We start from the raw sequence: 15,775 nt of genomic DNA on the forward strand, positions 1-15,775 counted from the left end.
CTCCCCGGCTATGCCGGGACCGGGCGGGGCCGTAGCTCAGATGGGAGAGCGCTGCAATCGCACTGCAGAGGTCAGGGGTTCGATTCCCCTCGGCTCCACCACCCGCCACCTGAGAAAACCGCGGTTTCTCGCATTACGGTGCTGTGCGCTCGTCGAGCAGCGCATCACTCGCTGATCGTAGGTAGCGCACGTATGCTTCGACAACTCGTCGCATAACGCATCAATTTCACGCATCGCGATGGCGAGATGATCTGGCGACAAACATTCGTAATTTCGGCGCATCGGCTCAACACTGCGAGGCCATGGCGAGCTCCCTTACCTAAATCACAAGCGCCTGCGCAATTATGCGGGCCGCTTGAAGGCGCGCGACGAACAGAAGCTCACCACCTCCGTGAGCTTTTGCTACCCTGACAGTCGCGCATTCGAAGTCCCGCGGTGCAGTGCTGCGTGACGCTCTCGTCAACAACATGAGGTCGTCGGGCATTTGCTCGATCTTGCCACATTCGACACGAGTTCTGTTCATTCCTGCACGTACTCGCCGAGAACTATGAACGTGGCAGTAGATGGTTCAGCCCGTTTAACGCGCCGCAAACGACTGCGGTTCGAGCCGCTGAAGCGACAGCACGGTGCCGGCGGCCACGACTTGGCTCAAACGGCCGGCTCCATCGCGAAACTGGCGCTCCAGCGGACAATCGGGACGTCCCAAATCTGACTCCATCGCCAATGATCGCGGTCGGCAGCGACGTCGCCTCAATGCCCGTGGCTGGCTCGCGCGTCCGCCCGCACATGTCATGTGCGCCGAGCCTCAGGTTAGTCAGCCATAGGGTCGAACAATCGACCATGATTGTCTCTTCGGTGTGCACCGCGATCGCTTGCCCTTGGTCGATCGGGCATTCGATGGTGTTCTGGCGTTAACCCTGCTCGTGCCGATGACGCGCGATCCTGTCAGCCATCTCGCGATCACGCGTCTTGGCGGCAGCGAAATTGTGGAAGGGCCCTCAGTTCACTGGGTCCTTGCTAGCGCCAGGCACGAGCTGCCCGAGCGCTCGCCGCACAAAGACAGCGCTTTCACGCGTGTCTTGCCCTCCGCCCCCCCGACCATTAGGGATCCCTGCGCGATAGGTTTCCAGTAATGGAATGAAAAGGGAATCCAGGAGCGAGCATCATGCTCGGGATCTGGAGCTGCCCCCGCAACTGTGACCGGCGAGCCTTGCTCCTCGCGTGCCACTGGATCAGCTTGATCCGGGAAGGCCGAGCAAGGCGATGACCCGGAAGCCAGGAGACCTGCCTCTCGCGGTTGTCCTTCGTGCGGACGGGGTGTTCCGGGCGATCGAGGTTCTGCCTCGCGTGACGACGTCATTGGGGTCGCACGCGCGGAACATTTGAATCCGGCGAACCGTGATGCGTGCCCCGTTGTTGAACGAGGGAACACGCCTTGGAAAGTCACGCTTGTCTCACCGGATTAGCGCGCATTGCGACGGTTACCCCGGCGGTCGTACGAACCGCACCGCCCGACGATCGCGACACCGACATGGTCGGCACCGCAAACTGCCGGGCGAGCTCAGCGCCCACCTTCGGCGCATCTGTCTCTGTGCGGAACAACGCGCCCCTCACCAGATGCAAGCCGGGCACCACGTCCCTGCTGCATCAAATGGCTGGCCGCCATCCTGACGCGCAACGACGGCCCCGGCGAGACCTAGGGCAACATCCACAGTGCGCAGAGAGACTAGGTCACCGCACTGATCAACGAGATCAAGCTGAACGATGCCTCGTCGAAGGGCAGTGGCATCAACGTCGGCTACCTGCTGGTCGAAATGTCCGACGGATCGACGTATTGTGCTGCGCCCGATCGGTGCTGCGGGGTAGCCAGAGCACCAGTGGCCTCGCAAAGCTCGCCTCTCGACAGTCTGGCCGCGTCGCGCTCGGCGGCGTGCACTTGAGCTACTGAACCGATGGCCGACTCACGTGCCCTGGCCACCTTCCATGCCCATGGCGGGCGCGTGGCCGAAGCGCGGGCCCTGTTTGGCGGTAGTGATTGGATTGACCTGTCGACCGGGATCGCCCCTTGGGCCTGGCCCACCGGAAAGCTTCCGCTCATCTTTGACCGCCTGCCCGAACCGGGCGAGACTCGCGTGCTCGAGGCAGCAGCGGCGCGCGCCTTCGGGGCGCCGTCCGCTGACCATGTCGTGGCAGTGCCGGGCACCGATCTTGCCATGCGACTGCTTGCGCGCATTCTCGCCGCGCGGAGCCCGGGCATTCAGCATCCGGCTTATGCCGGTCACTTGGCTGCTTGGCCCGGTGCACAGGCCGTCACAGCTCCCGACGACCCAGCAATCACCACCTGTGACCTGCTTGCCCTGGCGAGCCCCGCCAACCCAGATGGACGTATCTGCGACCCAAAGGCGCTGGCGACGCTCGCTCAGCGCATCAGGGTGGTTGTGGACGAGGCCTATGCTGATCCTGATCGCGGCGCCTGCACAATGGCATCGGATCGGCTGGTCGTGCTGCGCTCGTTCGGCAAGTTCTACGGCCTGCCCGGCTTGCGCCTGGGCTTCGTCATCGCCGGCTCGCACGTCACTGTGGCGCTGCGCGCGCTGCTGGGCGATTGGCCTGTGTCATTGCCCGCCACCGCGATCGGCACTGCGGCTTACCGCGATACCGCGTGGCGATGCGCGCAACTCGCCCGCATCCGCGAAGCCGGCGCGTCGCTCGATCGGCTGTTCGCCGACGCCGGTCTGCCGCTCATCGGGTGTGCTCCATTGTTCCGCCTTATCCGCTGCGACGACGCTGCAAGGCTGTTCGTCGCTCTTGCGGAGCGCGCCATCCTCACACGCCCGTTCACTAACTATCCCGATCATCTGCGCATCGGCCTGCCCGGCGATGCCGCTGCGCTCGTGCGCCTCGCCACCGCGCTGGAGGAGTTCCAACGATGACCGAAACCACCGAAGAGTACGCGCGCCACAACGCCCGCATGGTGCGTGTTGCTGCTGCTCGAGAGAAAATGCAGGCCCGCCGCACGCTCGAACGCGGCTTGCTGATCGTTCACACGGGTGACGGCAAGGGCAAGTCCTCGTCTGCGTTCGGCATGGCAATCCGCAGCATCGGCTGGGGAATGAAGGTCGCGATCCTGCAATATGTAAAGGGCAAGTGGGAGACCGGCGAACGCACCTTCTTCGAGGCCCATCCCGAACTGGCCACCTTCGAGGTGATGGGCGAAGGCTTCACCTGGGACACGCAGGATCGCGCGCGCGATATTGCTGCCGCGCGCGCCGCCTGGGAGCGATCGAAGGCGATGATCCTCGATCCGGATGTGAACTTCGTGATCCTCGACGAACTCAACATCGTGCTGCGCGATGATACGCTGCCGATCCATGAGGTGATTGCGTTTCTGAAGCAGCGCCCGTTCACCAAACACATTTGCATCACCGGCCGGAACGCTAAGCCCGAACTGCTCGAGATCGCCGACCTGATCACCGACTTCACCGCGGTGAAGCACCCGTATCAAGCGGGTTTCAAGGCACAGAAGGGCGTCGAATATTGATCCCCGTCGCCTCTATCCTGGCGTTCGTCGGTCTTGCGCTGCCGACTGCGACGGTTCCCGAGCGCGCGCCTCGTGGCCCGCGCATCGTGTCGATCAACCCCTGCGTCGACGCGGTGCTGATGCACGTTGCCGAGCCGTGGCAGATCGTCGCGATCAGCCATTATTCGCACGATCCGCGGGCGACATCGATGCCGCTCGCCCAGGCGCGCCATTATCGCGCGACCTCGGGCACCGCAGAGGAAGTCGTCGCTCTGGCACCGGATGTGGTGATCTCGGGGCCACACGTTGCGCCTGCGACCATTGCAGCGCTGAAGCGGATGCAGATCCCGCTGGTGCAATATCCGGTGCCAGATTCGGTCGAGGAAAGCCTGGAGCAAGTGCGCGAGATTGCCCGAATTGCAGGCCATCCGGGTCGCGGTGCCAGGCTGGCCGCGCAGATCGAGGAGGCAGCGCGCCCGGCCGCCGTGAAGCCTATAGCTGCGCTCGTATGGCAAGCGGGCGGGCTGGTGCCTGGCGCTGACACGCTGACCGACGACCTTCTCGCCCGCGCTGGCTTCGCCAACATGAGCACGACCTACGGGCTCAGGAAATGGGATGTCCTGCCACTCGAATATCTGGTGGCACAGCCGCCGCGCGTGATCCTGTCGATCGGCGCAGCGCATGCGGGCGCGGATCGCGTCACGGCGCACCCCGCCGTCCGGCGCCTCGCCCGGCAGATCACGGTCGCTCCATACCCAGGCCGCCTGATGAACTGCGGCGGCCCGACGATCATCGCAGCGATGGCGCGGATGCGCGACGTCCGTCGAGCGGTGGCGCCATGAGTAGGCCGACGGTAGGGCTGCTCGCCGCGCTGCTGCTCGTCGCGTCCCTGTCGGTTGCCGCTGGCAAGGTGTGGGTGCCGCTCGACGCCTGGACGGCCGCTGACCCGCGTTCAATCATCATCATTGAGCTGCGCCTGCCGCGCACAGTGCTCGCAATCCTCGTAGGCGCGGCACTCGGCTTGTCGGGCGCGGTGATGCAAGGATATCTGCGTAATCCGCTGGCCGACCCCGGCCTGTTCGGCGTATCTTCGGGCGCTGCGCTGGGCGCGGTGCTGTCGCTCTACTTCGGCTACGCAGCTCAGCTCTGGTTGCTGCCTGCCTTCGCGCTGGCCGGCGCCGCCGCGACAACGGTGCTGCTTGCCGCCATTGCAGGACGTTCGGGCAGTCTGATCCTGTTTACCCTCGCCGGAATGATCATCACCAGCATCGCCGGGTCGTTGACCGCGCTTGCGATCAGCCTCGCGCCTACCCCATTCGTATCGTCACAGATCGTCACCTGGCTGATGGGCGCGCTTACCGATCGCAGCTGGGATGACGTGACGGTAGCGCTGCCACTGATCCTCATTGGTGCGGCAGTGCTGGCGACGTTGGGTCGTTCGCTCGATGCACTGACGCTCGGCGAGCAGGCCGCCCGCTCGATGGGGATAGCGCCATGGCGGCTGCAGGCACTGGTCATCATCGGTGTCGCATTCACGGTCGGCGCGTCGGTCGCCACGGCCGGGGTGATCGGCTTTGTGGGGCTGATGGTGCCGCATCTCGTGCGTCCACTCGCGGGCAACCGCCCATCAGCAATTCTGCTGCCATCGGCGCTTGGCGGCGCGCTGCTGCTGACGCTGGCGGACACGTTGGTGCGCATCGCCCCGACCATCAGCGAGCTGAGGCTTGGAATCGCAATGTCGCTGCTCGGCGGGCCATTCTTCCTCTGGCTCCTGATCTCGATGCGGCGGAAACTTGCATGAGCGTGCTCACTGCCGATGCGATCAGCCTGTCATTGGGCGACACGATCATCCTTGACGATGTCAGCTTCACCTTTCGCCCTGGGCGGGTGACCGCGCTGCTTGGCGCCAATGGCGCCGGTAAGAGCACACTGCTCGCCTGCCTTGCGGCCCTGCGTGTGCCCGATCGCGGCGCAGCGCGGCTCGACGGCAACGAAGTGAGCCTGCTCGACCGCCGCGTTCGTGCCCGCGCGATCGGCCTGCTGCCCCAGGCCGCCGACGTGCATTGGAATATCGATGTCGCGACGCTGGTGGCGCTTGGCCGCTTCCCGCATCGCAGCCGATGGGGCGAAACCGACGCTGACCGCGCTGCCGTCGCGCGCGCGCTAGCTGCCGCCGACATGGCTGCGCTCTCAAATCGCGGCGTCGCGCATCTGTCAGGTGGCGAGCGCAGCCGCGCGCTGCTTGCACGCGTGCTCGCCGGAGAACCCCACTGGCTGTTGGCCGACGAACCGCTCGCCAGCCTCGATCCCGCCCATCAGCTTGACGTGCTCGCGCGGCTGCGCGGCGTCGCCTTGCAAGGGCGTGGGGTCATTCTGGTGGTGCACGATCTGCACCTCGCCGCGCAGATCGCCGACGATGTCGTGCTGCTGCGTCAAGGGAGGGTCGTCGCTGCCGGCACCGCGCAGGCGATGCTGACCGAGCCACTGATCGAGGCAACCTACCGCGTCGCCGTCGAGATCGGCACGACACCGCGCGGGCAGCGGTTCATCCTGCCGGTGGCGCGGTGAACCCCGCTGCCACCCTTCTCTCGATCCTCGTCGCGGAGGCCATACTCGGCTACCCGCGGCGCTGGATGCACCCGGTGATGGCCGCCGGCGCGTTGATCTGTGCGCTGGGGGCGCGATGGAACCGCGGGAGCCAGCGCCGCCAGCGGCTCGGCGGAGTCGCGCTGGTTGTTGTGTTGCTCACCGCGTCCGTCGCGTTGGGCAAGGTCGTTGAGGGCGCTGCGGACGGGCCTTTGGGCGCAGTGCTGGTGATCGCGATCGGGACCACGGGACTCGCGCAGCGCAGCCTGCACGACCATGTCGCGGCGGTGCATGCCCCGCTAGCGGCAGGCGATCTGCACACGGCGCGCGCCGCCGTCTCAATGATCGTTGGTCGGGACACCGCGACGGTTGACATGGCGGGCGTAGCGACGGCTGCGATCGAAAGCCTCGCCGAGAGCTTCTGCGATGGGGTGGTCGCACCCGCCTTCTGGTTCCTCGTCGCAGGGCTGCCAGGGCTATTCGCGGTGAAGGCGATCAACACCGCGGATTCGCTCGTCGGCCACCGTACGCCGCAGCTGCGCTGGTTCGGCTGGGCGGCGGCGCGCGCGGATGATGCGATGAACTGGATCCCAGCGCGCGTATCGGGAGCGTTGATCTGCCTTGCCGGCCGCGGTGGATGGGCCGTGATGGCGCGTGACGCTCGCCTGCATGCATCGCCGAACGGAGGCTGGCCCGAGGCGGCCATGGCTGGTGTGCTTGTCCGCAGGCTGGGCGGCGCGGTCAGTTATGATGGCGAGCCGGCAGATCGTGCTGTTCTGGGAGGGGGCGCTATGCCGGATTGTGCCTCGCTCGCTCGTGCGCTCACTGTCTACCGCGGCGCCTGCTTCTGCCTGTGGTTGGTGGTCGGAGGTGTCGCATGGCTGCTGTGATGCTGCAGGGGACCGGCTCGGATGTGGGCAAATCAGTACTGGTCGCCGGGCTATGCCGCGCGTTAGCTAACCGCGGCTATCGGGTGCGGCCGTTCAAGCCGCAGAACATGTCGAACAACGCTGCCGTTGCCGATGACGGCGGCGAGATCGGCCGCGCGCAGGCGCTGCAGGCGATCGCAGCGCGGGTTCCGCCCTCGGCCAACATGAACCCAGTGCTGCTCAAGCCTCAGAGCGACCGGACCTCGCAGCTGATCGTCGCCGGCAGGCCGGTGGGAGTCGTTTCCGCGGCTGACCATTGGACCCGCCGGCCATCGCTGCTGGGTGCAGTGCTCGACGCCTACAATCGCCTGTCTGCCGAAGCTGACATCGTCGTGGTGGAGGGCGCCGGCTCCCCCGCCGAGGTCAACCTGCGCCACCGCGACATCGCAAACATGGGTTTCGCCCGCGCCGCCGGCGTGCCCGTGGTGATGGTTGGAGACATCGATCGCGGCGGCGTCATTGCATCCCTTGTCGGCACCCAAGGGGTGATCGATGCGGGCGACGCCGCGATGATCCGGGGCTTCATCGTCAACAAGTTCCGCGGTGACCCCGCGCTATTTAACGCTGGCCTCGAAACGATCGCTGCGAGCACCGGCTGGCAATGCATCGGAATGGTACCCTGGCTTCCCGCAGCGGTACGTCTTCCCGCAGAGGACGCAGTGGCGCTCGACCAACCGGGACACCGCGGCGCAGGTCCTCTGATCGCCATCCCCATGCTATCGCGGATCGCCAACTTCGATGATTTTGATGCGCTCGCCGCCGAACCCGGTGTGCGCCTGTGCATGATCCCGCCCGGGCAGCCACTTCCCGGCGACGCCGCGCTTGTCGTCCTGCCGGGCACCAAGGCGACTATCGCGGATCTCGCCTTCTTCCGCGCGCAAGGCTGGGACATCGATCTCGCGGCACATGTGCGCCGCGGCGGCCGCGTGCTCGGCATCTGCGGCGGTTACCAGATGCTTGGGCGCACGATCGCGGATCGAGACGGGATCGAGGGTATGTCGGGCACCGTCGAGGGCCTCGACCTGCTACCGATTCACACCACCATCAGCGCTGCCAAGCACACCCGCCGGATCACCGGCATGCTCGCACACGACGAGGCCTGCTTCGACGGTTACGAGATCCATGCTGGCATCACGCACGTCGAGCCAGGCACGCTCCCGATGCTGCGGTTTGAGGACGGCACCATCGATGGCGCAGTCACCCGAGGAGGCCAGATTTCCGGCTGTTATATCCATGGCCTGTTTGATCACCCAGCCGCGCGTGCCGCGCTTCTCGCGCCGCTTGGCGCTCAGTCGCACGGCATCGCCCAGCACGACATTGTCGACAGCGCGCTCGAGGAGATCGCGAGCACACTGGAGCGCGTGCTCGACATCCCCGCCCTGATCTCCATCGGAACCGCTGCCGCATGATCGAACCGCACAACGTCTGGGATCACCTCGACGCGCTGGCTAAGCCGCAGCGCAGCCTAGGCCGGCTTGAGGAAATCGCCGTTCGTCTCGCCACGTCCCAGCAACAGCTCGCGCCTAAGACTCGACCGCGCATGATTGCGCTATTTGCGGGCGATCACGGCTGTGTCGCCGATGGCGTTTCCGCCTGGCCTTCGGATGTTACCCGCGCGCTGGTCGGCGCCGTCCTGGAAGACAAAGCGACAAGCAATGCTTTGGCGGCGGCCACCGGCTGCGCCTTGCGTCTGATCGACGTCGGTGTTGCCGGCCCGCACATTGTCAGTCCAGCCGCCTTCTTCCGCGACGCTCGCATCGCAGACGGCACGAGGAGTATGGCGAACGGTCCAGCGATGCAGCCCGAGCATTTTCATGCAGCCTGGCGCGTCGGCTGTGAAGAAGCCGATCGTGCAATCGACGGCGGCGCAGTGGTCCTGATCGCTGGCGAAATGGGCATCGGCAACACGACGCCTGCCGCCGCGATCACTGCATTGCTCGCGGACGTCCCCCCTGCGGATGCGGTCGGTCGCGGCGCTGGCGGCGACGATACGCTGCTGGGCATCAAACGCCGTGTCGTGAACGATGCCCTGCAGCACGCCCGACCGCTGCTGGCTGATGACCCGGTCGCCGCGATCGCTGCCGTTGCAGGTTACGAGATCGCCGCCATGGCCGGCTTTTATGCGCAGGGCGCAAGGGCTGGTGCCACGCTGCTGCTCGACGGCTATGTCACCACCGCAGCGGCGCTGATCGCCGAGCGGATTGCACCGGGCAGCGCGAGCGCGATGATCGCCGGCCATCAGTCGGCCGAACCGGGTCACGCCGCGGCGCTCGCAGCGCTCCGCCTGACGCCTATCCTCGAATGGGGCATGCGCCTCGGCGAAGGAAGCGGTGCGCTCACCGCATTGCCGCTCCTCGACGCCGCGGCCGCGCTGCTGACAGGTGTCGCACGGCTAAACGCCCTCGGTGTCACGCGTAAAGACTGAGATGGCGCACACCGTCCCCTTCACTAGCCGTTCGCCTGCGTGGGCGCCGCCGCTGCTTGCCGTGCAGTTCCTAACGCGCATTCCGGTACCGGTCCTCGCGAAGCTCAGCCGGGAGCAGGTCGATGACGGGCTCGCTCGGGCTATGGCGTGGTTACCGCTGGTCGGAACGTTGATCGGCCTCACTTCTGCGGCAGTGTTTGTCGTGGCAAGCATGGTCTGGCCGGCAATCATTGCCGCGCTGCTATCGCTCGGCGTTGAAGTGTTGCTGACCGGCTTCTTTCATGAAGACGCGGTCGCGGACTTCTTCGATGCGTTTGGCGGCACCGCGCGCGGTGAGAACGCGCTTCGCATCATGCGCGACAGTCGCATCGGTAGCTATGGCACTGTTGGTTTGACGCTGGCACTGGGGTTGCGCGTGGCAGCATTTGTGACGCTCTCCCCCAGCCTTGTCGTCGCTGCGGTCATCGCAGCGGCAACGATCGGGCGTCTATGGGCGGTGCTGCTCAACGTGATCCTGCCGCCACCTTCCAGCGACGGCGACACCGCTACCCGAATGGGACGCAGCATCCCACGCTCGTGCGCGGTTCGCGGCGTTCTGCTGGCCATTCCCGGCTGCGTGCCTCTGGCGTTGATCCGGCCCGGCGTGCTGCTGCTCAGCGCCGCAATCGGGCTGGCCTTCCTCCTGTGGATCGTGAAATTCCTGCGCGATCGCATCGGCGGCAGCACGGGAGACTGTCTGGGCTTTGCGACCTACGCAGGGCAGCTGTCGGTGCTCCTCATCGCGGCCGCCGGATGATGCGATCAATCCTGCTTCCGCGCCACCGGCCGAGGCATGGGCAGGCCAGCGCATTTGGTTTTCCGGCGCAGGGCTGAGCCGGAAACGTCTCGCGACCGCGCGCGGGCTGGCAGAAGACCTCGCGTCTCCCCCGCTACCCACATGAGCCCTCCCGGCGCGACGCGAATCCGCACCCATTCTGACATGAACGGTCAGCGCATTACACTACTGGCGCGCCGTGGCCCGCCACGGACGGATGCAACTGCCAACTACTGATCGACCCCATGTTGAAATATGTGCCAGTGCATGGTGAAGTCATGGTCGTCGAACGGTGGTAGCGGCCGCCGAAGGCCAATAAAATCATCACTGTCGCGCTCTTGTGCGTGCCTGCTGGGCCAACTTCGAGCCAGCCGCGTATCATGCGCGTAGCGTGACTTGCGCCTTGAGCATCGTTCGGAAGCGTATTCGCTTTCTGAAACGTGCAGTTTTGCGTGCGAAATGGGGTTGACGCTGCGATTGCACTGCACAGGTGAGGTTCGATCGCTTTCGGCTCTACCCGCCTACCTTCCCCTCGCATCCTCATCATGATGGCGGCCCGGAATAGCGCGCGTTCGGCTGCCCGTTCATCATGTTCCGCAGATTTCGCGCCGTAGCGCGTGACTTTCTTGCCCGAGCGTCGTTTAAGTCGATCGTATGAGTGATAAGCTGCCCGATCCGATCCCCGCCGCGACCCTCATCATCTTCCGCGATGCTGGCGATGGGCCGCCCGAGATCCTGATGGTCGAGCGCGCCAAGGCGATGGTGTTCGCTGGCGGTGCGATGGTTTTCCCGGGTGGGCGTATCGATCCCGGCGATCATGTCCTGGCGGAACTGCTCGGCGGCGATGATGAGACGGCCGCACGCATCGCGGCGGTGCGCGAGACGATCGAGGAGGCGGGCCTACCGGTCGGTCTCGCTGAGATGCCAACGGCAGACGCGCTAGCCGAGATGCGCGCCGCGCTTCACGACAGCAAGCCGTTCGCCGAGGCACTCGCCGCCGCCGGTGCAAGGCTCGATCTTGATCTGCTCACGCCCTGGGCGCGCTGGCGTCCGGCTCATGCGCACATGCGGATCTTCGACACCCGCTTCTACCTTGCTGAATTGCCGAAGGATGCGCCGCATGCCAGCGTCGACCATACGGAGAACGTACGACTGGTGTGGTCCACCGCCCAGCAAGTGCTTGACGATGCCGATGCCGGCAAGCTCGAGGTGATCTTCCCGACACGGCGCAACCTCGAACGATTGGCGCAGTTCGGCAGCTACGCCGAGACGGTGGCGCACGCCCATGCCACTCCGGTCAAGACGATCACCCCGTGGCCGGAAACCCGCGACGGCCAGGATTATCTCTGCATTCCGGACGATGCTGGCTATCCCGTTGCGGCAGAGGCGATCTCCAGCGCCATGCGAGGCTGATGCGCCGGCGTGATCGCGCGGCCCGGCGCGTCCGTCGCACGCTTCGCGTGATCGTCGCGCTGGCCGTCGCGGCGGTGCTCGCGCTGCTCGGCTACAGCTGGCTGGTCCGGCATCCTCAGGACACGCCCTGGGCGCCGCTAGACCTCGCGCAGCCGATCGGCATGTTCACCGGGCGCAAGCTCGTCGCGCTCAGTCAGGATCTCCCCCGCTGCCAGGCACTGCTCGATCGCGCCGGCGTCAGCTATACCGTGCTTCCCGAACGGCGCGACGGCCCGAACTGCGGCTATACCGACGGCGTGCGCTTCGCAGCGGAGGAACCGCGGATCACGCCGTTCAGCCCGGCGAACCTGGGCGTCGCTTGTCCGGTCGCGGCCGCGCTCGCACTGTGGCAATGGGAAGTCGTCCAGCCCGCCGCCGAACGCCATTTCCGCATGCGGGTCTCCCGCATCGAGCATCTCGGCAGCTACAATTGCCGCCGCCTCTATGGCCGTAGCCAAGGCGATTTCAGCCAGCACGCCACTGCCGATGCCGTCGACATCGCCGCCTTCCGCCTGGCGGACGGAACCCGCATCTCGCTGCTCGACGACTGGAAGAAGGATGGCCCGCGCGCCCGGTTCCTGCGCGATGTGCGGGATGGCGCCTGCGGCGTCTTTGCCACCGTCCTGTCGCCCGACTATAATGCGGCGCACCGCGATCACCTGCACCTTGATCAGGCGGATCGCGGCGCGGTGGGTTGGCGCTCCTGCCGCTAGGCCTCATCGCGCCCCTCAGTGCGGCAGCGCGCCGGCCTCGACCTTCTCCACCCAGTGCGGGAAGAACGCCGGCTGCCGTGCCGACCATCCCGATGCTGTCGCCGCTGCCTCGCTGATCGATTGCAGCAACTTGCGGCGCAACTCAGGGTGAAGGTGCGGCAGCGCCGCCGCAGCACAGAAGGCGCCCGGCAGCCACGGCCGCACGGCCGCGCCGATCAGCCGCTCGTACAGGAAGCGGTAGGCGGAGAATGTCGTGATCCGCCCCTGCCCCAAGTCAAACGCTGTCACCGTGACGAGCGGCGCCAGGAACGGCTCCACCGCATCGAGGCCGCTGTCGTCGGGCACCATCGCGCGAATGTCGGAAAAGCGCTGATAATGCCGCGCTTGTGCCCGGATGCTGGCTGCCTCCACCAGATCGCGGGACCAGCGTTCCATCGCGTCCTCCCGCTCCAGTCCGATATCCAGGCTGCGGCGTATGTAACGCTGCGTCGCCCCCGGGAAGCTCGCGAATTCCTTCATCTCGGCCAGTGTCATGGCACCTTCGGCCGGCCTCATCTTGGCACTCATCTCGACCACCCCGCCCAGAGCATCCGAACCGACGCATCATGCGGCAGGGCGGCGACAGCCGCCTTGACGCTGATGTGCCTGTTTCGAATAGGATCATGCCGGATGCCGCACCGCAACATGCGATGCGACGAGCCGAGTTAAATTGTCACAAATTACTGATAGGTGCGTCCCGCGCGCAACAATCAGGCACCGCGTTGCCGCTCCGCCTCTTCGTCATAGCCAGAGGATTCCGCCGGACCATCGCGCCCGGGCTGCGTCGTCTGCGGCGGGTCCGACGCGTCCATTGATTCATCCAGCGCATTGTCGAGCTGCGCATCCTTGCTTTCGGGATGCTTTTCGAGCCGCTTGGCAATCGATTTGTCGCGGCCCGCATCCTGGTCTGGCGTTGGGTTCGTCGGCATGAGCCACTCCTTTCGTAACGCAAGCTCAACGGCCCAGTACGGCGACCTGTTCCTTAGGCGCCGCGCCCTCAACCAGCCGCGTCACCGATACACGCTGCGCCCGGAGCGTTGCCGTGCCGAAGATCGTCATGAACGCAATGTCAGTCGCATCCCGTCCGACCGCAACGCGAACCAGATCGTTGGCCGTTGCCATGCCGGTGGGGTCGACCAGCCGCCATTGCCCGTCGAGCCACAGTTCCGCCACCGCATGAAAATCGGGCGGGTCGACGCCGGGTGCGTAGGCCGAGACGCAGCGCGCCGGGATCTCGCCCGCCCGCGCCAGCGCCACCAGCAGATGGGCATAGTCGCGGCACACGCCGCGGCGCTCGGCAAAGGTGGTCAGCGCGGTGCCGCGCGGCTCAGTCGCAGCGCTGCAATACTCGATCGTACCGCGGACCCAGTCGAGCAGCGCCACCGCCAACGCGCCGTCGCTCAGGCCGGCAAATTCGCGGCGCACGAAATGCTCCAGTCGGTCGGATTCGCAATAGCGGCTGGGCAACAGATAGCGCACCAGGTCGCTTGGCAGATCGCGCACCGGGCCGTTCTTCAGCGCCGCGAGATCGATCGGCTGGCGCTCCACGCGCACGATGGCGTGATAGTTCGCCTCCAGCCGCTGCTCCGCGCGCGCCCAGCAGCGTTGCCCGATCCCTTCTTCGCCGCAGACGGCGCGGATTGGATGGTCGGATCGGATGACCAGCGATTCGGCCTCTATACGCTGGTCGGCCATCGCTGCAGCTTCGATCTGCAGCAGCACGTCCGCCACTTCGGGAAAACGATAGTCGAGGTGGACGTCGATGGCGATCCGCATGGTCGCTGCCCTTGAGAGATGGCCAAAAGAAAAGGGCCCGGCGGATCATCCGCCGGGCCCCTCGAACCTGTCCTCGCTGCGCGCTTATTCGCGGCTGCCGAGGAACGAGAGCAGGAACTGGAACATGTTGATGAAGTCCAGATAGAGCGACAGTGCGCCCATGATCACGGCCTTGCCCATCATGTCTGTACCCGCCACGTGCGCATACATTTCCTTGATGCGCTGCGTGTCATAGGCGGTCAGGCCAGCGAACAGCAGCACGCCGATCGCGCTGATGCCCATCTGCAGCGCCGAGCTCTGCATCCACAGGTTCAGCAGCGACGCGACGATCAGGCCGACGACGCCCATGATCAGGAACGTGCCGAATGCCTGCAAATTACGCTTCGTCGTGTAGCCGTAGATGCTCAGCGACAGGAAGGCGACTGCGGTGGCGAAGAAGGTGGAGGCGATCGAGCTGCCCGTATAGACGAGGAAGATCGTCGACATCGACAGGCCCATGATGCCTGCAAATGCCCAGAACAGCAGCTGCGCAGTGCCGGTGGACAGGCGGTTGATGCCGAAGCTCAGCACCATCACGAACGCCAGCGGCGAGAACATGATGATGTACTTCAGCGGCCCCGGCGTCAGGAACACCTGCGCCGCCAGGCTTTCGCGACCGCCGCTGGCGAACAACATCGCCACGATGCCGGTCAGCAGAACGCCCGACGCCATGTAATTGTAAACGGAAAGCATGTACTTGCGGAGACCCGCATCATACGTCGTCCCACGCGTGCCCGGCACGCTCGCGCCGAAGGCGGTGGCCGTCGGACGGGGGTCGGACCAGTTAGCCATTGTCAGTTCGCTCCTTCGTCCGGCAAGGGGCCGGACACGTCCTGAATATCGCGCGCAAGTGCCAAAATTTCAAGTTTGGCGCGGGCCAGCAACAGTTCGTCACAGCGGAAGGGTCCGCCATGCACCGTTTGTTCGTCGCACTGCGCCCGCCAACGGCCATCCGTGACGCGCTGCTCGACACGATGGACGGCATTGCCGATGCGCGATGGCAGGATGACGAGCAACTGCACCTGACGCTCCGCTTCATCGGCGCTGTCGATCGCCCTGTGGCGGAGGATATCGCAGCGGCGCTCGCCACGATCCACGCACCGGAGCCCGTGGTATCGCTCGCCGGCGTGGGCCGGTTCGACCGGCGCGGCCGTACCGCCATATTGTGGGCCGCCGCCACACCGCACGAGGCGCTGGCGGCGCTTCACCGCAAGGTCGATCAGGCGATCATCCGTGCCGGGCTCCAGCCGGAGCACCGCGCCTACCTGCCCCATATAACCGTTGCGCGGCTCGCCCGCGGCGCGTCCGCGGAACTGGAAGTGGAGCGCTGGCTCGCTCGCAACGCGGCCCTCACCAGTGCGCCTTTTCCGCTGACGCACCTCATCCTCTATGAAAGCCATCTGGCGCATGACGGCGCGCACTATGAACCGATCGCCCGCTGGCCCCTCGGCTGAAGCTCTGTTACGCGCGGGGAACGTGTCG

16 protein-coding genes, 1 tRNA gene and 1 riboswitch are annotated in these 15,775 nt (G+C 65.8%); of the genes, 13 read left to right on the plus strand and 4 right to left on the minus strand.

What is annotated here, in order from left to right; genetic code table 11:
- The first annotated feature begins 25 nt into the window (after positions 1-25).
- The 12 genes from ACH0AE_RS13220 (at position 26) to ACH0AE_RS13275 (ending at position 12,439) form a co-directional block, all read left to right on the plus strand.
- Positions 26-101: transfer RNA gene (locus tag ACH0AE_RS13220), tRNA-Ala, on the plus strand.
- Positions 102-1,103: 1,002 nt separating this feature from the next.
- Positions 1,104-1,307: riboswitch (cobalamin riboswitch) on the plus strand.
- A gap of 885 nt (positions 1,308-2,192) precedes the next feature.
- Entirely contained in the window at positions 2,193-2,933 is a 741-nt protein-coding gene (locus ACH0AE_RS13225; RefSeq protein ID WP_294442170.1) for an aminotransferase class I/II-fold pyridoxal phosphate-dependent enzyme, read from the plus strand.
- Positions 2,930-3,541, plus strand: a complete 612-nt coding sequence (gene cobO, locus ACH0AE_RS13230) for a cob(I)yrinic acid a,c-diamide adenosyltransferase (protein ID WP_294442169.1) — start codon at positions 2,930-2,932, stop codon at positions 3,539-3,541. The genes ACH0AE_RS13225 and cobO overlap by 4 nt, the downstream gene beginning before the upstream one ends.
- Positions 3,538-4,362, plus strand: a complete 825-nt coding sequence (locus ACH0AE_RS13235) for an ABC transporter substrate-binding protein (RefSeq protein ID WP_294442168.1) — start codon at positions 3,538-3,540, stop codon at positions 4,360-4,362. The genes cobO and ACH0AE_RS13235 overlap by 4 nt, the downstream gene beginning before the upstream one ends.
- Positions 4,359-5,321 (plus strand): iron ABC transporter permease, encoded by a 963-nt coding sequence (locus tag ACH0AE_RS13240; protein WP_294442167.1) that lies wholly within the window; start codon positions 4,359-4,361, stop codon positions 5,319-5,321. Before ACH0AE_RS13235 ends, ACH0AE_RS13240 begins: the two co-directional genes overlap by 4 nt.
- On the plus strand, positions 5,318-6,088 hold the full coding sequence (locus tag ACH0AE_RS13245) for an ABC transporter ATP-binding protein (protein WP_294442165.1): 771 nt from the start codon (positions 5,318-5,320) through the stop codon (positions 6,086-6,088). The genes ACH0AE_RS13240 and ACH0AE_RS13245 overlap by 4 nt, the downstream gene beginning before the upstream one ends.
- Positions 6,085-6,996 carry an adenosylcobinamide-phosphate synthase CbiB gene (gene cbiB / locus ACH0AE_RS13250; RefSeq protein WP_294442164.1) on the plus strand — a complete coding sequence of 304 codons (912 nt, stop codon included), beginning with the start codon at positions 6,085-6,087 and terminating at the stop codon, positions 6,994-6,996. Before ACH0AE_RS13245 ends, cbiB begins: the two co-directional genes overlap by 4 nt.
- Positions 6,984-8,444: a cobyric acid synthase gene (locus ACH0AE_RS13255; protein WP_294442163.1), complete on the plus strand. Its 1,461-nt coding sequence runs from the start codon at positions 6,984-6,986 to the stop codon at positions 8,442-8,444. The genes cbiB and ACH0AE_RS13255 overlap by 13 nt, the downstream gene beginning before the upstream one ends.
- Positions 8,441-9,460, plus strand: coding sequence for a nicotinate-nucleotide--dimethylbenzimidazole phosphoribosyltransferase (gene cobT, locus ACH0AE_RS13260; protein ID WP_294442162.1), 1,020 nt, complete (start codon positions 8,441-8,443; stop codon positions 9,458-9,460). Before ACH0AE_RS13255 ends, cobT begins: the two co-directional genes overlap by 4 nt.
- Before the next feature lies 1 nt (position 9,461).
- Positions 9,462-10,256: an adenosylcobinamide-GDP ribazoletransferase gene (gene cobS, locus ACH0AE_RS13265; protein WP_294442160.1), complete on the plus strand. Its 795-nt coding sequence runs from the start codon at positions 9,462-9,464 to the stop codon at positions 10,254-10,256.
- 672 nt (positions 10,257-10,928) lie between these two features.
- Entirely contained in the window at positions 10,929-11,687 is a 759-nt protein-coding gene (locus ACH0AE_RS13270; RefSeq protein WP_294442159.1) for an NUDIX domain-containing protein, read from the plus strand.
- On the plus strand, positions 11,687-12,439 hold the full coding sequence (locus ACH0AE_RS13275; protein WP_294442158.1) for an extensin family protein: 753 nt from the start codon (positions 11,687-11,689) through the stop codon (positions 12,437-12,439). The genes ACH0AE_RS13270 and ACH0AE_RS13275 overlap by 1 nt, the downstream gene beginning before the upstream one ends.
- A gap of 15 nt (positions 12,440-12,454) precedes the next feature.
- Here ACH0AE_RS13275 and ACH0AE_RS13280 read toward each other — a convergent pair whose 3' ends face one another.
- The 4 genes from ACH0AE_RS13280 to ACH0AE_RS13295 all read right to left on the minus strand — a co-directional run bounded on the left by ACH0AE_RS13280 (position 12,455) and on the right by ACH0AE_RS13295 (position 15,085).
- Positions 12,455-13,006 carry a hypothetical protein gene (locus ACH0AE_RS13280; protein ID WP_294442157.1) on the minus strand — a complete coding sequence of 184 codons (552 nt, stop codon included), beginning with the start codon at positions 13,004-13,006 and terminating at the stop codon, positions 12,455-12,457.
- Between the two features lie 182 nt (positions 13,007-13,188).
- Entirely contained in the window at positions 13,189-13,407 is a 219-nt protein-coding gene (locus ACH0AE_RS13285; protein WP_406875790.1) for a hypothetical protein, read from the minus strand.
- Positions 13,408-13,432: 25 nt separating this feature from the next.
- Complete coding sequence (locus ACH0AE_RS13290; protein WP_294442155.1) at positions 13,433-14,254, minus strand: transglutaminase family protein; 822 nt, start codon at positions 14,252-14,254, stop codon at positions 13,433-13,435.
- Between the two features lie 84 nt (positions 14,255-14,338).
- A complete protein-coding gene (locus tag ACH0AE_RS13295; RefSeq protein ID WP_294442154.1) occupies positions 14,339-15,085 on the minus strand; it encodes a Bax inhibitor-1/YccA family protein in 747 nt (248 codons plus the stop codon).
- A gap of 119 nt (positions 15,086-15,204) precedes the next feature.
- Here ACH0AE_RS13295 and thpR point away from each other — a divergent pair, with 119 nt between their 5' ends.
- Entirely contained in the window at positions 15,205-15,747 is a 543-nt protein-coding gene (gene thpR / locus ACH0AE_RS13300; protein ID WP_406875791.1) for an RNA 2',3'-cyclic phosphodiesterase, read from the plus strand.
- Positions 15,748-15,775: the final 28 nt, after the last annotated feature.

Source organism: Sphingomonas sp. 179-A 2A2 NHS, assembly GCF_045371305.1.
Taxonomy (GTDB): domain Bacteria; phylum Pseudomonadota; class Alphaproteobacteria; order Sphingomonadales; family Sphingomonadaceae; genus Sphingomonas.

What these genes read in the sequence shown, in the direction of transcription:
- cobO (WP_294442169.1), top strand. Translation starts at nt 2,930, where the DNA reads ATGACCGAAACCACCGAAGAGTACGCGCGCCACAACGCCCGCATGGTG.
- ACH0AE_RS13295 (WP_294442154.1), bottom strand. Translation starts at nt 15,085, where the DNA reads ATGGCTAACTGGTCCGACCCCCGTCCGACGGCCACCGCCTTCGGCGCG.
- cobT (WP_294442162.1), top strand. Translation starts at nt 8,441, where the DNA reads ATGATCGAACCGCACAACGTCTGGGATCACCTCGACGCGCTGGCTAAG.
- ACH0AE_RS13255 (WP_294442163.1), top strand. Translation starts at nt 6,984, where the DNA reads ATGGCTGCTGTGATGCTGCAGGGGACCGGCTCGGATGTGGGCAAATCA.
- ACH0AE_RS13270 (WP_294442159.1), top strand. Translation starts at nt 10,929, where the DNA reads ATGAGTGATAAGCTGCCCGATCCGATCCCCGCCGCGACCCTCATCATC.
- thpR (WP_406875791.1), top strand. Translation starts at nt 15,205, where the DNA reads ATGCACCGTTTGTTCGTCGCACTGCGCCCGCCAACGGCCATCCGTGAC.
- ACH0AE_RS13285 (WP_406875790.1), bottom strand. Translation starts at nt 13,407, where the DNA reads ATGCCGACGAACCCAACGCCAGACCAGGATGCGGGCCGCGACAAATCG.
- ACH0AE_RS13290 (WP_294442155.1), bottom strand. Translation starts at nt 14,254, where the DNA reads ATGCGGATCGCCATCGACGTCCACCTCGACTATCGTTTTCCCGAAGTG.
- ACH0AE_RS13275 (WP_294442158.1), top strand. Translation starts at nt 11,687, where the DNA reads ATGCGCCGGCGTGATCGCGCGGCCCGGCGCGTCCGTCGCACGCTTCGC.
- ACH0AE_RS13280 (WP_294442157.1), bottom strand. Translation starts at nt 13,006, where the DNA reads ATGAGTGCCAAGATGAGGCCGGCCGAAGGTGCCATGACACTGGCCGAG.
- ACH0AE_RS13245 (WP_294442165.1), top strand. Translation starts at nt 5,318, where the DNA reads ATGAGCGTGCTCACTGCCGATGCGATCAGCCTGTCATTGGGCGACACG.
- cobS (WP_294442160.1), top strand. Translation starts at nt 9,462, where the DNA reads ATGGCGCACACCGTCCCCTTCACTAGCCGTTCGCCTGCGTGGGCGCCG.
- ACH0AE_RS13240 (WP_294442167.1), top strand. Translation starts at nt 4,359, where the DNA reads ATGAGTAGGCCGACGGTAGGGCTGCTCGCCGCGCTGCTGCTCGTCGCG.